We start from the raw sequence: 13,569 nt of genomic DNA, 5'->3' as shown, positions 1-13,569 counted from the left end.
CCCGCCCCCATGGTTCCGCTGTGCCGAGTCGTCCTCCTGGGCGCGCCCCGCCCCCAGGTGACCTCGTCACCTAGAACGATCGGCGCCCCTGCCCCGGTTCCTGCGCAGCCGATCCGGAACCCCCACCCGCTCCCGCAGCCACGCCAGCCACGGCAGGCGCTCGCGCTGCTCACTGGCACACCGGTCGAGTTCCTCCAGCAGCCGGCGCGAGCGGTGCTCGGTGTCCAGCTCGTCCAGCATGCGGTTGACCTCGGTCAGCATGGCACCCAGCAGCTGCCACTGCGCCGCGTCCCGCTGCACCTCCTCCAGGAGCAGCTGGGCCAGCTTGTCGCGGGTCGCGGCGGCCGTGTGCAGCTCGGTGGTGAGCCGTGACTCGGCGGACTCGGCGCTCACCGACACATCGGTGGTCACCAGCACCGCGAAACTGACCACGGCGTCACCGATCTCGGACAACAGCTGTTCTACGGCCGCGCCGGTGGGCGGCGCGAACAAAGGCTCGGGGTCACGCTGTTTCGCCAGGTCGGTGAAGGTGCGGGCGAGGACGCGGAGCACGACCGTGCAGATCTCCAGGGTGTCCAGGCCGGTCCGCAGCACGACCCGGTGCAGCAGCCCCTCCCGTACGCGCGGATTGAGCCGCAGGCTGTCCTCGGCCTGCCGCAGGGCCGCGTCCACCTCGACGATGTCGTGGTCGAGCCGGCGCGCCTCGTGCAGCCGCGCGGTGGCGTGGTCGACGGGTGTGCGGCCCGCCGCCTCCTCGCCCATGCGCCGCATCAGCCGCCGTAGCCGACGGGCCAGGCCCTCGATCGACTCGCCGGCCTCGTCCACCCACACCGGGGGAGCCAGCAGCAGATTGCAGCCGAGTCCGACGACCGCGCCGATCAGTGTCTCCACGATCCGCGCCCAGGCCGTGTTCCCGACCGTGGTGACCCCGAGGACCAGCATCGCGCTGATCGCCACCTCGGGCACGTACTCGTCGACCCGCACCAGCCGCCCCACCACCAGCGCGGCCACGATCAGCAGGGCCAGGCTCCACCAGGTCAGACCGACCAGCAGGCTGAAGGCGATGGCGACGAGCACGCCCGCGACCACGGCGGTCACGCGGCGGATGCCGTTCGTGAGGGTGGCGTAGAGGGTGACCTGGACGACGAGGAGCGCGGTGAGGGGAGCGGTCAGCGGGGCGGGCTCGGGGCTCAGGCGCAGGGCGACGACGTACGCGACCGTCGCCGCGGTCGCCGACCGCAGCGTCTGGACGACCACCGGGTCCCGGTGCCGCCCCAGGAACCGCACCAGTGGCGCCGTCCACTCACGGACATCTCGCATCCTTGGCCTATTCCCTCTCACCGATGCGCCGAACGTCTCTCTTGCGGACAGTAGCTGTCCGCAAGGCCTCCTAGATTGTCATCACCGCACGGAACGAAGGGGAGGGGAACGTTCATGACGAACATCCAGGGCATCGAGGTACTGGCCCGCTCGCACGACTACCTGCGCGAGGTGGTCGCCGCCGTGCCCGAGGCGGCCTGGACTGCGCCCACGCCGTGCAGCGAATGGACGGTACGGCAGGTCCTCAACCACGCGCGCATCGACCAGCAGGCCTACGGCCTCGTCCTCACCGGCGACCGGCCCGACTCCGACCCCTTCCACCCGGAGGACGCCCTCGCCGGGGACCCGGTCGCCGAACTCGACAAGGTGCTCCGCATGGTGGCGGACGCGTACGCCCACCTGCCCGCCGACGCCGAACAGGTGCCGACACCGCTGGGCCCGATGCCCCTCCCGTTCGCCGCGGCGACGGCCGCCATGGACGCGGCCGTGCACGCCTGGGACATCGCGGCGGCCACCGGCCGGAACCGGCCACTGGGCGCGGACCTCGCCGAGGGGATCTGGCCGGCCGCGGACCGGCTCGTCGACCAACTCCGCGACTCCTACCAGGTGTTCGCGCCCGCGCTGGCGGTGAAGGACGAGTACGACCGGGCCGAGACGCTCCTCGCCTTCCTCGGCCGCTACCCGCACTGGACACCCGCCGGTTCCTGAGGGAAACCCCACCCCGATACGGAGGACCACCGCATGGTCCCCGCCCCCGGGGCACGCGACCCTCGCACCATGAAACGGCATCGGACCGGACTGATCCTGACCCTGCTCATCAGCCTCGGCACCGTCGCGGCCGGCACCCCGGCCGCGACGGCAACGCCAACTCCCGCGCCCTCGGACGTGGTTGCGTCCCTCGACCGCTCCGCCCACCCGCTGCGGACCGTCGAACCGGGCGGCCCCACCGACGACTTACGCCCCCTCGACCGGATGATCGGCGGCGCCCGCGTCGTCGGCCTCGGCGAGGCCACCCACAGCTCCCACGACTTCCTCGCCCTCAAGGACCGCGTCTTCCGCCACCTCGTCGAGAAGAAGGGCTTCCGCACCTTCGCTCTGGAGGGAGCCTGGAGCACCGGCCTGCGCCTCAACGACTATGTCCTGTACGGCGAAGGGGACCCGCGGCGCATCTTCCGCGAGGAGTTCCAGCGCGACTACCTGTGGTGGAACAACACCGACTATCTGAAGCTCGTCGAGTGGATGCGCGCGTACAACGTCCGGCATCCCGGCGACCCCGTGCGCTTCATGGGCGACGACATCGGCTGGGCCGGACCGGAGCTCTACGACTCGGTCACGGCCTATGTGGCCGACACCCACCCCGAGTTGAGCACCCGTCTCGCCGACCTGTACCGAGGGCTGCGGCCCACCGTGCCGGCCGGGACGTACATCGAGCAGTACCTCGACAAGCCGTACGCCGAACGCCAGGAGATGGCCGAACGCACCGGCCGCGCACTGGAGTTGCTGAAGCGGCAGTCACCGGGGAAGGACCGCGAGGCGTACGACTGGGCCGTGCGGAACGCGACCGTCCTCGACCAGGTGGCCCGGCAGTACGACTTCGACTTCGCCGACCCCGCGCAGGTCCCCGCGGCCATGCGCTACCGGGACGAGACGATGGCGGCCAACGTCGTCTGGTGGCAACGGCACACCGGCACCAAGGTGTTGCTGTCCGCGCACGACGCCCACATCGGCTATGTGCCGTCCGACCCGGCCAACTACCCCAAGATGCAAGGGGCGTTCCTGCGCGACACCCTCGGCTCCCGGTATCGCAGCGTGGGCCTGACCTTCGACCGGGGCTCGTTCAACGCCACCGGCCCCGACGACGCGATCCACCGCTGGACACTGGGACCGGCCGGGGCCGGCAGCAACGAACGGACCCTGGACCAGGTGCGGTTCACCGACTACCTGGTCGATCTGCGCTCGGTGGGATCACCGGCCCGCGCATGGCTGGCGGAGGCACGGCCGACCCGCAGTATCGGCACCGACTACCCGGAGGACCTGCGGACCATCGCCCTGGCCCGAAGCTACGACGTGTTGATCCATCTTCACTCGGTCACGGCGGCCCGACTGCGCGACCGATAGCCCGCGATCTTCGCGAGGTTGCCGCAGCGGTCCATCGAGCACCAACGGCGGCGGCGGGCCTGGGAGTCGTCGAGGAACAGCAGGGAACACTCGGGGTTCTCGCACTCCTTGACCCGCTCCAGCAGCGGACTGCCCACCAGCAGGACGCCGTCCCGGGCCACCGTCGCCAGCGCCGCGCGCGCCGGATGCGCCGACTTCCAGCGCTGGTCGCCCAGTTGGGGCGCGAGATCCGGCCGCGCGGCGGCCTCGTTGACCCGCTCGACATCGGCCGCCGCCGGTTCCCGACCGGCCATCGCGTCCCGTACGACCCGGTAGAGCGCCTCGCGCAGGGTCCGCGCGTCCGTCAGCTCCCGGGCCGTGACCCGCACCGGCTCGGTGCCCACCGACAGCTCCGCCTCCGTGATCCAGCCAGCCAGGGCCGCCGGGTCAGGAAGCCGCTCCACGGGCGTGCCGTGCCGCTTGCCGAGCGTCGCCGCGAAGTTCAGGCACGGGCGTCCGCCGATGAACGGGAAGACGGGCGGGATGGTCATGGCAGCGAGCTTACCTCGCGTACACCGGTTCATGCGGTGTACGCGAGGGCGACCGGCCGCGAGCGACGCTCTCCGTCAGGCCTTGACACCGGTTCGTCCGGTGTCGCATGGTGACACCAGTTCAACAGGTGTCAGTCGGATCGGCCCGAGTTCGGTGGCCGTGACAGGGAGCAGGTGGCTCATGCGTGCGGTACGGATCGACGAGTTCGGCGGGCCCGAGGTGCTGGTACCGGTCGAGGTGCCCGACCCGGTCGCGGGTCCCGGGCAGGTGCTGGTGCGGGTCGCCGCGGCGGGCGTGAACCGCGCGGACGCCCTGATCAGGTCCGGGAACTACCACCGGGCCGGGAAGCCGCCGCTGATCCCGGGAGTGGAGGGCGCCGGGACCGTCGCCGGGCTGGGGGAGGGCGTCACCGGCTTCACGGTCGGGCAACGGGTCGTGGCCCTCGACGGCATCAACTCGCCCGGTTTCTACGCCGAGTTGGTGGCCGTACCCGCCACCCGGGTCGCCGCCCTGCCCGACGGGATCGACCTAGCGCACGCAGCCGCCCTGCCCGTCGCCTGGCTGTCGGCCTGGTACTGCCTGCGACACCTCGCCCGGGTCACCAAGGAGGACACGGTGGTCGTGAAGGCCGCCGCGAGCGGGGTCGGCAGCGCGGCCGTACAGATCGCGGCCGAGACCGGCGCCCGGGTCATCGCCCTCGCCGGATCACCCGAAAAGGCAGCCTGGGCAGGGGAGTTCGGCGCCCACGCCACGCTCGACACGTCCTCCTGCCCTGACGACGCGGAGGTCGACGAGGTGCTACGGCTCACCGGCGGGCGGGGCGCGGACGTCATCCTCGACACCGTCGGCGGCCCCGCCTTCGGGCGCAGCCTGCGCGAGATCGGGCACGGCGGCCGGGTCGTCGCCCTCGCCAATGTCGCCCTGGAGCCGAGCACCGTCGACACCCGCGACTTCTACCCGAAGAACGCGTCGATCCTCGGCTTCCAGCTCACCAACCTCCAGATCCACGGCGGCTACGACCCCCGCGCGGACCTGCGGGAACTCGCCGAGCGGGTCGCCGCCGGCATGTACCGGGTGCCGATCGAGACCGTCGTACCGCTCGCCGAGGCGCGTGCCGCCCACGAGCGGCTGGAGCGCCGGGACAACCGGGGGAAGATCGTGATCGCCGTAGGGCGGGAGTGATCTCGGACGGGTGGCCGGGCTGACGTCAGACGTACAGCTTTTCCAGGAACGCGGTCAGATGGGCCACCGTCCGGTCGATCTGCTGTTCCACGGTCAGGCTCTCCTCGATGCGGATGCCCGACTCGGGGATCTTCCGGCCGCGCGCATAGAGGGAACAGGCGAGGTCGGTGCACATGTACAGGCCGACCGAGTTGCCCTCGCGGCCCGCCGGGCCGGCCTTGCGCGCGGTCATCAGGGAGACGCCGCCGCCCGAGTGGGTCGTCACGCACAGCGAACACATGCTCCGGTGCGGGAAGCCGCGCTGCGAGGACGGGAAGCGGAGCGTGACGCCGATCAGCCCGTCCGCGCGCTCGGTGACGAGGTAGCTGCGGTCCGGTGCACCGGGATCTCGCCAGCCCAGGAAGTCGAGGTCGGCCCAGGGGCGGGTGTCGAGATCGCGGGGGATCGCGAGCCGCTTGGCCTCGCCCTTCGAGCAGTTGACAAAGGAGTTGCGGATGTCCTGCTCGGTGAGTGATCTCATGGGGGAGTCTCCTGGGGCGGTACCGGTTCCGAAACCTAGGGGGTCTAGGTTTTGGGTCAGGGTAGTGAGGCGAGCGGTGGAGGGGCCAATGGATTTCGGGGGCGTCGACGGCGTCGGGGCACGCCAGGCACGGGCGTTGCGGCATGTGGCCGAGAGCTCTTCGGGCCCGGCCGTCGACCCGCGCTTTCGCATCACCCTCAACTTTCATCCCGACCGTACGGCGACGGCGACCGGCCGCCCGATTCTCGACGCGCTGGCCCAAGACGGCGCGTACCACTCGCAGTTCGTGACCGGCACCAGCAACGGCGGTCTCACCGCCCGCCCGGGCGGCGACCGTTGGCGCTGGGAGAGCCGGATCTTCGCCGGTGCCTACGACGAGGCGCCCGCACCCGAGCGACCGGTGTACGGCGCGCTCGACTTCCGGCGCCAAGTGGTCGGCGCCGCCCCGCGGTTCGGCTCCTCGCACTTCCGGCTGAGCGGTACGACCCTCGCCCGCGCGACCTTCTGCTACCCGGACAGCGCGGCCGAACCGACCGACTTCGGCGTCGCGTCCGGCATGAACCTGATCGCGCTCGCCGAGGCCGACGAAGACGAACAGGACGCCCTGAACGACTACATCGAGACACAGGTGCACGGAGGTGTCGTCCTCGCCCGGGACATGGAGGCCCTCGTCCTGGACGCGAGCTACCGAGGCACCCCGGTCGAGACCGCCGCCCGCCGCCTGCCCTGCCCCGTCGAATGGCACCCCGGATATCGGCTCACCGTGCGGGAGTTGCACCGGCACGCTGACTATCGCGGCCAGGAGTATGCCGATCTGGGCGCCCGCATCGCCGAGCGCGGTGTCATCGACCCGAGGGTCATCGGCGACGCGGCCCGCACCGGTCGCCATGAACTCCAGGACCTGAAGATGGTGTGGCACACCCTCGCCCGCTTCGGGGCGCCGGAGGGAGCGGGTACGGCCTACCGTTCGTCGGTGTCCGTGACAGGTACCGGCGGCCAGACCCCGGGCGTCAGCACCCCAACCGCATAGGCACGGGCGACCAGTTCGGTGCGGTTCGCCGCGTCCCACCGGGCCGACAGGCGCCGTAGGTGATAGGTCACGCCGTCCGTCGTGAGGCCGGTCTCGCGGGCCGCGCGGGCGGTGGTGGCGCCGCCGGCGAGCAGGGCCAGGATGCGGGCCTCGACCGGGGTGACCTGGGTGGGGGAGTTCTCGTCGGGACTGTCGGCACCGGGTTCGCCCTCGCCCCGCACGCGGAGCATGACCAGCAGTGCCGGTGTCTCCTCGACCGTGTCGCTGACCGGGTCGGCCGTCAACTCCCCATAGCGTTCCGTGCCGTTGGGGGACCGCCACCGTACCGACACCTGGTAGCGGGACCGGTGCCGCAGCCGCAGCGCCTGCGCGATCCGCTCGACCTGTCCGGTCTCCTGCGGCCGGAAGAGGTCGAGCACGTCCCGGCCGCGCAGCCGCCCCGGTGTCGTACCGCACTCCGCCGCCATCGCGGGATTGGCGGCCTGCACCGAGCCGTACACGTCACACACCGCGACCGGCACCGCCACCCGGTCGAAGAGCATCAGGGCACGGTTGCGCCACACCACGCCCTCCCTGCGGGTCCAGTCCACCGGCACCTCCTGTCACGCCCTGCCGCACTACACAATCATGCGGCTCAGGGACATGTCCCGCTGCCGCTGTAGCAGGGCGAGTAGCCCGCGCTCGGTGGGGGCGCGGGGTCCGGATGAGCGCGGTCCCACTCGTGCTGCGCGCCCGTGAGCAGTGTGAACACGAGACCGGCGGTGAGGAGGTGCGACACCGCCGTCCATGGTGCGCGGGAGAGCGCCGCGAGGCCCGCCAGGGCGAGGACGACGTAGAGGAAGTGTTCTGTCCAGGCGATGTTCGCGAGCGTCGCCGCGTCGATCCTGTCCTGGTCGTCCTGTGCGGCCCAACTCTCCATTCCGTAGCCGAAAGTCGTCCAGGCGAAGTCGGCGGCCTCACCGATGAACAGGATGATGGCGGCGAGGATGTCCGGAGCGTGGGGCGTCCTGTTGGACCACGGCCATAGGCCGTGCCGAGGCGGATGTTCGGGCAGTACATGCGTCATGCGCCCACCCTGCCGGGCCGGTCGTGGGGCATGCATGAGTACGCACACTCAGTACGCGCACTCAGGCCGCGCGCCCGGTTAGCCGCCTCGCGCCGTCCGTGCAAGACGCCATCGGTGCTTTTCACTACACGATCGTGTAGTCGCACGGCGCGGTCCGCCGGGGCGGGGCGAGCACGCTGGAACGCAGTACTTCCGTACCGCGAAAGGCAGTTGTCGCGCCATGCCCCCCACCGCGCCGCACCCCCAGCCCGTCGACACGCTCCCCGGCGTGCCCGTCGTCGACATCACCGCGACCGGCCCCGGTCGCACCCCGATGCAGCAGATCATGGAACTGATGCGCCGTCATGGCCCCGTGTTCGTACGGCGGTTGCACGGGCGGGACACGCTGTTCGTCAGCGATCTGGACCTGGTGACCGAGCTCGCCGACGAGCGGCGGTTCGCCAAGCACATCGGGCCCGCCCTGGAGAACGTCCGGGCCTTCGCCGCCGACGGACTCTTCACGGCGTACAACGACGAGCCCAACTGGGCCAAGGCGCACGACATTCTGATGCCCGCGTTCGCGCTCGGCTCGATGCACACCTACCACCCCGTGATGCTGAAGGTGGCCCGCAGGCTCGTCGAGGCCTGGGACCGCGGCGCCCGTGCCGGGCAGCCCGTCAACGTGCCCGACGACATGACCCGGATGACCCTCGACACCATCGGACTCGCCGGATTCGACTACGACTTCGGGTCGTTCGAGCGGGACGAGCCGCACCCCTTCGTCGAGTCCATGGTGCGCAGCCTGGAGTGGAGCATGACCCGGCTGGCGCGCGTCCCGGGCGAGGACCACTCGGCGGCCGACGCGGCGTTCCGGGCCGACGCCGACCACCTCGCGCAGGTCGTGGACGAGGTCATCGCCGCCCGCACCGGGACCGACCAGGGCGACGCCGGGGACCTCCTCGGGCTCATGCTCAGCGCCGAGCACCCGGTCGACGGCACGACGCTCGACACCGCCAACATCCGCAACCAGGTGATCACTTTCCTGATCGCGGGCCATGAGACGACGTCCGGCGCGATGTCGTTCGCGCTGTACTACCTGGCCAAGCACCCGGCGGTGCTCCAGCTCGTGCAGCGCGAGGTGGACGCGCTGTGGGGCGACTCGGCGGACCCGGAACCGACGTACGACGAGGTCGGCCGGCTCACCTATACGCGCCAAGTCCTCAACGAGGCGCTGCGGTTGTGGCCCACCGCCGCCGCGTTCAGCCGGCACGCGCTGGAGGACACGGTGCTCGGCGGGCGCATCCCGCTCCGTGCCGGGCAGGCCGTCACCGTGATCGCGCCCATGCTGCACCGGCAGCCCGGCTGGGGCGACAACCCCGAGCTGTTCGACCCCTCGCGCTTCACCCCCGAGGCGGAGGCGACCCGTTCCGTGCACGCCTTCAAGCCGTTCGGCACCGGTGAACGCGCCTGTATCGGGCGGCAGTTCGCGCTGCACGAGGCGACCATGCTGCTCGCGATGCTCGTCCACCGCTACCGACTCCACGACCACGCCGACTACCGACTCACGGTGAAGGAGACCCTCACCCTGAAGCCCGACGGCTTCACGCTCACCCTCACCCCGCGCACCCCCGCCGACCGCGTGCACACTCCGCTGCCGGGTGCGGTCGAAGCCCCGGCGACTCCTACGGCCGACACCGCCACCCTGCCCGCGCGCGTCCGCCCCGGCACCGCGGCCCTCTTCCTGTACGGCAGCAACTACGGCACGTGCCGCGAGTTCGCCGCCCAACTCGCTGACCAGGCAGCCATGTTGGGGTGCTCGGTGGAAGTCGCGCCGCTGGACGCGTACGCCGACGGACTGCCCACCGACCGGCCCGTCGTCATCACCTCCGCCTCCTACAACGGCCGCCCCACCGACGACGCCCTCGCCTTCGCCGCCTGGCTGGAGGAGACCCACGACCTCACCGACGTGACCTACGCCGTCCTCGGCGTCGGCGACCGCAACTGGGCCGCCACCTACCAGCACATGCCGACCCGCATCGACGCCCGCCTCGCCGAACTCGGCGCCACTCGCCTGACCGACCGCGCCGCCGCCGATGCCTCCGGCGATCTCACCGGCGCCGTACGGGAGTTCACGGCCCGGCTGCGCACGGCACTCCTGGAGACGTACGGCGATCCGGACGCCACGGACGTCAAACCCCTGGAGGAGATCTGCGCCTACGAGGTCCGCACCCTCACCGGCGGCCACCTGGACGCCCTCGCCGCACGGCACGACCTCGTCCCCATGACCGTCACCGAGGCCCACGACCTCACCGCACCCGGCCACCCGCGCCGCAAGCGCTTCGTCCGCGTCGCCCTGCCGGACGGGACCGCCTACCGCACCGCCGACCACCTCACCGTCCTGCCCGCGAACGCCCCGGCGCTCGTCGAACGCGCGGCCGCGGCCCTCGGCGTCGACCTCGGCACCGTCCTCGACATCCGCCCGGGCCGCCCACGCCGCGACGGCCTCGCGGTCGACCGTCCCGTGACGGCGCGTCAACTTCTCACCCACTACGTCGAGTTGCAGGACCGCCCGACCGCCGACCAACTGGTCGCGCTGGCCGCCGCCAACCCCTGCCCGCCCGAGCGCAGCGCCCTCGCCGCTCTCACCGACGACCCGCGCACCTTCGTCGAACTCGTCGAGGACCACCCGGCGTTGCGCGGCGCCCTGGACTGGCCCACGCTCCTCGAACTCCTCACCCCGCTGCGCCCCCGGCACTACTCGATCTCGTCCTCGCCCGCCGTCGACCCCGGCCACGCGGACCTGATGGTCTCCCTGCTGGAGGCCCCGGCCCGCTCGGGCAAGGGCGTCTACCGGGGCACGGGCTCCGGCCACCTCAACACCGTCGCACCCGGCGACACGGTGTACGCCCGCGTCCAGCCGTGCCGCGAGGCCTTCCGGATCGACGACTCCACCCCGGTCGTGATGATCGCGGCGGGCACCGGCCTCGCCCCCTTCCGCGGCACCATCGCGGACCGTACGGCCGCCCTCGCCTCCGGTGCCGAACTCGCCCCGGCTCTCAGCTACTTCGGTTGTGACGCGCCCGACGCCGACTACCTCCACGCCGACGAACTCCGCGCCGCCGAGCGCGCCGGAGCCGTCTCGCTCCGCCCGGCGTTCAGCGCGGCCCCGGAGGACGGAGTGACCTTCGTCCAGCACCGCGTCGCCGCCGAGGCCGACGAGGTGTGGGCCCTGCTGGACGCGGGCGCCCGGGTGTTCGTCTGCGGCGACGGCTCGCGCATGGCACCGGGCGTGCGGGAGGCGTTCCGTACCCTGTACCGGGACCGCACGCCCGGCGCCGACGACGCGACGGCCGAGCGGTGGCTCAACGCACTGATGGCGGACGGGCGTTACGTCGAGGACGTGTACGCCGCCGGCTGACCGAGAGGAAGAGGTGGGCGCACGGTGACGGACTCCTCGGAGCGAGCCCGACAGGTACTCCGCGCGGCGGGCATCCCGCCCGGCGACCTCGCCCACCTCCGCCCCCTCGGCGGCGGCACTTACAACACCGTCGAGGAACTCACCCTCACCGACGGCACCCGCTACGTCCTCAAGACCGCACCCACCGACCCCGGCCTGGCGCACGAACGCCAACTCCTCGTCTCCGAGGCCGACTTCTACGGCGCCGCCGCCAAGGCCGGGGTGGCGGCGCCGCGTGTCGTGGTCCTCGACGGCGACACCCTCCTCATGACGCGCTGCCCCGGCGAACCCTGGGACGACTCCCTCACGGACCCCGAAGTGGCCGACCTGCGCACGGAGTTGGGTTGCCGGCTCGCCCACCTGCACGAGATCACCGGCCCCGGCTTCGGCTACCCCTCCGGCGCCCTCGGCCCCCTCGCCCCCGACTGGCGCACCGCGTTCACCACGCTCTACGACGCCGTCCTCGACGACACCCGCCGCTACGAGGCCTGGCTCCCGCTTCCCGCCGACGACATCGCCCGCACGGCCCGGTCCGCCTACGGCGCCCTGGACGAGGTCACCGACCCCTGCGCGGTCCACTTCGACCTGTGGCAGGGCAACATCCTGGTCGACCGCACGACCGGAACGCCCCGGGTCGGTGGCCTCATCGACGGCGAGCGGATGTTCTGGGGCGACCCCCTCGCCGACTTCGTCTCCCTGGCGCTGCTCGGGGACATCAGGGAGGACGAGCCGTTCCTCGCGGGCTACCGGGAGGCAGGCGGGCGGGCCGAGTTCGACCGGTCGGCCCGCCTCCGTTACGCCCTCTATCGCAGCTACCTCTACCTGATCATGCTCGCCGAGACGGTCCCCAGGAAGTTCGGCGAGGAAGAGAACCGTTGGCGGCGGGAGAGGGTCGCCCCCGAGCTGCTCGCCGCCCTGCGAGAGATCGACGAGACGGCTTCCACCCCGTAGTGTGCATTCCGCCGCCCCTTAGTTCAGGGCGTGAATTAAGAAGGCGGAGAAAGTCGCGCCCGGCGGGACCGCAGGAGTATCTTGCAGGTCGGGCAGGGTTCGGAGGGAGCCACATGGCGGGGCGGAACGGGCGCACGGTACGCGACCTGAGGCGGGCCAACCGCACGGCCGTACTGCAACGGCTGTACTTCGACGGACCCCTCAGCCGCTTCGAGCTGGGCCCGGCCACCGGACTCAGCTCCGGCTCGGTGAGCAACGTCGTCGCGGACCTCGTCGCCGACGGACTGGTCGAGGAGGCCGGCAGCGTCGACTCCGACGGCGGCCGTCCCCGCACCCTCCTCCAAGTCGCCCCGCACAGCGGCCACATGATCGGCGTCGACGTCGGCGAGACCCGCGTCCGTGTCGAGCTGTTCGACCTCACCCTCACCGAACTCGCCCGCGCCGAACGCCCGTTGGAGCAGCAGCGCTACGAGGTCGAGGTCATCGTCGGCCACATCCGCGACGGCATAGCCGAGGTCCTCGCCGCCGCCGACATCGCACCGGAACAGCTCCTGGGCGTCGGCATCGGCGTCCCCGGCATAGTCGAGCACACCCCGGACCACGGCGCCGTCGTGCACGGCCAGACGATCGGCTGGGACGCGGTCCCCCTCGAAGAACTGCTCCGCTCCACCTCCCAACTCCCGCACGCCGTCCCGTACTTCATCGACAACGGCGCCAAGACGCTCGGCCAGGCCGAGATGTGGTTCGGCGGCGGGCGCGGCGCACGCAACGCGATCGTCGTCCTCTTCGGCTCCGGTGTGGGTGCCTGCCTCGTCACTCCCGAGGTGGAGAACGGGCGGGCCGTCGAGTGGGGGCATCTGACCGTACGGGTCCGTGGCCGCCGTTGCCGCTGCGGCGCCCTCGGCTGCCTGGAGGCGTACGCGGGCGCCGAGTCGCTGCTCGACCGCTGGCGCGAGCAGGGCGGACGCCCGCCCGAGGGCACCGACGAGGAGACCGCGATGACCGCGCTGCTGGTCGCCGCCTACCCGCCCGAGGGCACCGAGGCCGACCCCGTCGCGCTCGCCGTCCTGGAGGAGACCGCCGAGTACCTCGGCGCCGGACTGTCCGACCTGATCAACCTCTTCCAGCCCGAGCGCATCCTCATCGGCGGCTGGGCCGGACTCCAGCTCGGCACCCGCTTCCTGCCCGCCGTACGCCACCACGCCACCGCCTACGCGCTGCGCCACCCCGCCGGACGCGTCACCATCGAGCTGGGCCGCCTCGGCCCCGACGCGGTCACCGTCGGCGCCGCGATCCTCCCCCTCGCCGACTTCTTCGCCCGCGGCGGCCGCCGGGCCGAACCCGAACCCGAGGGCCCGGCGCCCGCCTGGCGCACGGCACTTGAGGAACGAGCCCCGCACTGAGGGCACGGGCAC

Annotated in this window: 12 protein-coding genes; 7 read left to right on the top strand and 5 right to left on the bottom strand. The window is 72.0% G+C overall.

Annotated elements, in window-relative coordinates; all coding sequences use genetic code 11:
• Positions 1 to 66 precede the first annotated feature (66 nt).
• Positions 67 to 1,320 (bottom strand): FUSC family protein, encoded by a 1,254-nt coding sequence (locus OG194_RS04025; protein WP_327399428.1) that lies wholly within the window; start codon positions 1,318 to 1,320, stop codon positions 67 to 69.
• Positions 1,321 to 1,434: 114 nt separating this feature from the next.
• Between OG194_RS04025 and OG194_RS04020 the strand changes: the two genes are divergently transcribed.
• Together OG194_RS04020 and OG194_RS04015 are read left to right on the top strand one after the other, a co-directional pair.
• Positions 1,435 to 2,028, top strand: coding sequence for a TIGR03086 family metal-binding protein (locus tag OG194_RS04020; RefSeq protein ID WP_327399427.1), 594 nt, complete (start codon positions 1,435 to 1,437; stop codon positions 2,026 to 2,028).
• 69 nt (positions 2,029 to 2,097) lie between these two features.
• The gene (locus OG194_RS04015; protein ID WP_327399426.1) at positions 2,098 to 3,438 is read left to right on the top strand and encodes an erythromycin esterase family protein; all 1,341 of its coding nucleotides are present in this window, start codon (positions 2,098 to 2,100) and stop codon (positions 3,436 to 3,438) included.
• Here OG194_RS04015 and OG194_RS04010 read toward each other — a convergent pair.
• On the bottom strand, positions 3,402 to 3,968 hold the full coding sequence (locus OG194_RS04010; RefSeq protein WP_327399425.1) for a CGNR zinc finger domain-containing protein: 567 nt from the start codon (positions 3,966 to 3,968) through the stop codon (positions 3,402 to 3,404). The two genes, OG194_RS04015 and OG194_RS04010, sit on opposite strands and share 37 nt — an antisense overlap.
• Before the next feature lie 181 nt (positions 3,969 to 4,149).
• On the opposite strand from OG194_RS04010, the gene OG194_RS04005 reads away from it, so the two are divergent.
• Positions 4,150 to 5,151: a quinone oxidoreductase family protein gene (locus OG194_RS04005; protein WP_327399424.1), complete on the top strand. Its 1,002-nt coding sequence runs from the start codon at positions 4,150 to 4,152 to the stop codon at positions 5,149 to 5,151.
• Positions 5,152 to 5,176: 25 nt separating this feature from the next.
• Here OG194_RS04005 and OG194_RS04000 read toward each other — a convergent pair whose 3' ends face one another.
• On the bottom strand, positions 5,177 to 5,671 hold the full coding sequence (locus tag OG194_RS04000) for an FBP domain-containing protein (protein ID WP_327399423.1): 495 nt from the start codon (positions 5,669 to 5,671) through the stop codon (positions 5,177 to 5,179).
• Between the two features lie 88 nt (positions 5,672 to 5,759).
• Between OG194_RS04000 and OG194_RS03995 the strand changes: the two genes are divergently transcribed.
• A complete protein-coding gene (locus tag OG194_RS03995) occupies positions 5,760 to 6,701 on the top strand; it encodes a DUF3626 domain-containing protein (protein WP_327399422.1) in 942 nt (313 codons plus the stop codon).
• Here OG194_RS03995 and OG194_RS03990 read toward each other — a convergent pair.
• Both OG194_RS03990 and OG194_RS03985 read right to left on the bottom strand, forming a co-directional pair.
• Positions 6,632 to 7,243, bottom strand: a complete 612-nt coding sequence (locus OG194_RS03990; RefSeq protein WP_442811779.1) for a PAS domain S-box protein — start codon at positions 7,241 to 7,243, stop codon at positions 6,632 to 6,634. The genes OG194_RS03995 and OG194_RS03990 overlap by 70 nt on opposite strands.
• Before the next feature lie 92 nt (positions 7,244 to 7,335).
• Entirely contained in the window at positions 7,336 to 7,767 is a 432-nt protein-coding gene (locus OG194_RS03985) for a DUF6234 family protein (protein WP_327399420.1), read from the bottom strand.
• Positions 7,768 to 7,987: 220 nt separating this feature from the next.
• Between OG194_RS03985 and OG194_RS03980 the strand changes: the two genes are divergently transcribed.
• From OG194_RS03980 to OG194_RS03970, 3 genes are all read left to right on the top strand, one after another.
• Complete coding sequence (locus tag OG194_RS03980) at positions 7,988 to 11,164, top strand: bifunctional cytochrome P450/NADPH--P450 reductase (protein WP_327399419.1); 3,177 nt, start codon at positions 7,988 to 7,990, stop codon at positions 11,162 to 11,164.
• Positions 11,165 to 11,188: 24 nt separating this feature from the next.
• Positions 11,189 to 12,154 (top strand): phosphotransferase family protein, encoded by a 966-nt coding sequence (locus OG194_RS03975; protein WP_327399418.1) that lies wholly within the window; start codon positions 11,189 to 11,191, stop codon positions 12,152 to 12,154.
• Positions 12,155 to 12,267: 113 nt separating this feature from the next.
• The gene (locus tag OG194_RS03970) at positions 12,268 to 13,557 is read left to right on the top strand and encodes an ROK family transcriptional regulator (protein ID WP_327399417.1); all 1,290 of its coding nucleotides are present in this window, start codon (positions 12,268 to 12,270) and stop codon (positions 13,555 to 13,557) included.
• Positions 13,558 to 13,569 lie beyond the last annotated feature (12 nt).

The organism is Streptomyces sp. NBC_01288, assembly GCF_035982055.1.
GTDB lineage: Bacteria > Actinomycetota > Actinomycetes > Streptomycetales > Streptomycetaceae > Streptomyces.
Note: the sequence above shows the minus strand (reverse complement) of the source record. Positions and strands in the feature narration are given on the sequence as shown.

Coding starts and splice junctions, on each gene's coding strand:
- OG194_RS04010 (WP_327399425.1), bottom strand. CDS start 3,968: ATGACCATCCCGCCCGTCTTCCCGTTCATCGGCGGACGCCCGTGCCTG.
- OG194_RS03995 (WP_327399422.1), top strand. CDS start 5,760: ATGGATTTCGGGGGCGTCGACGGCGTCGGGGCACGCCAGGCACGGGCG.
- OG194_RS03980 (WP_327399419.1), top strand. CDS start 7,988: ATGCCCCCCACCGCGCCGCACCCCCAGCCCGTCGACACGCTCCCCGGC.
- OG194_RS03990 (WP_442811779.1), bottom strand. CDS start 7,243: ATGCTCTTCGACCGGGTGGCGGTGCCGGTCGCGGTGTGTGACGTGTAC.
- OG194_RS03970 (WP_327399417.1), top strand. CDS start 12,268: ATGGCGGGGCGGAACGGGCGCACGGTACGCGACCTGAGGCGGGCCAAC.
- OG194_RS04025 (WP_327399428.1), bottom strand. CDS start 1,320: ATGCGAGATGTCCGTGAGTGGACGGCGCCACTGGTGCGGTTCCTGGGG.
- OG194_RS03985 (WP_327399420.1), bottom strand. CDS start 7,767: ATGACGCATGTACTGCCCGAACATCCGCCTCGGCACGGCCTATGGCCG.
- OG194_RS04020 (WP_327399427.1), top strand. CDS start 1,435: ATGACGAACATCCAGGGCATCGAGGTACTGGCCCGCTCGCACGACTAC.
- OG194_RS04000 (WP_327399423.1), bottom strand. CDS start 5,671: ATGAGATCACTCACCGAGCAGGACATCCGCAACTCCTTTGTCAACTGC.
- OG194_RS04005 (WP_327399424.1), top strand. CDS start 4,150: ATGCGTGCGGTACGGATCGACGAGTTCGGCGGGCCCGAGGTGCTGGTA.
- OG194_RS04015 (WP_327399426.1), top strand. CDS start 2,098: ATGAAACGGCATCGGACCGGACTGATCCTGACCCTGCTCATCAGCCTC.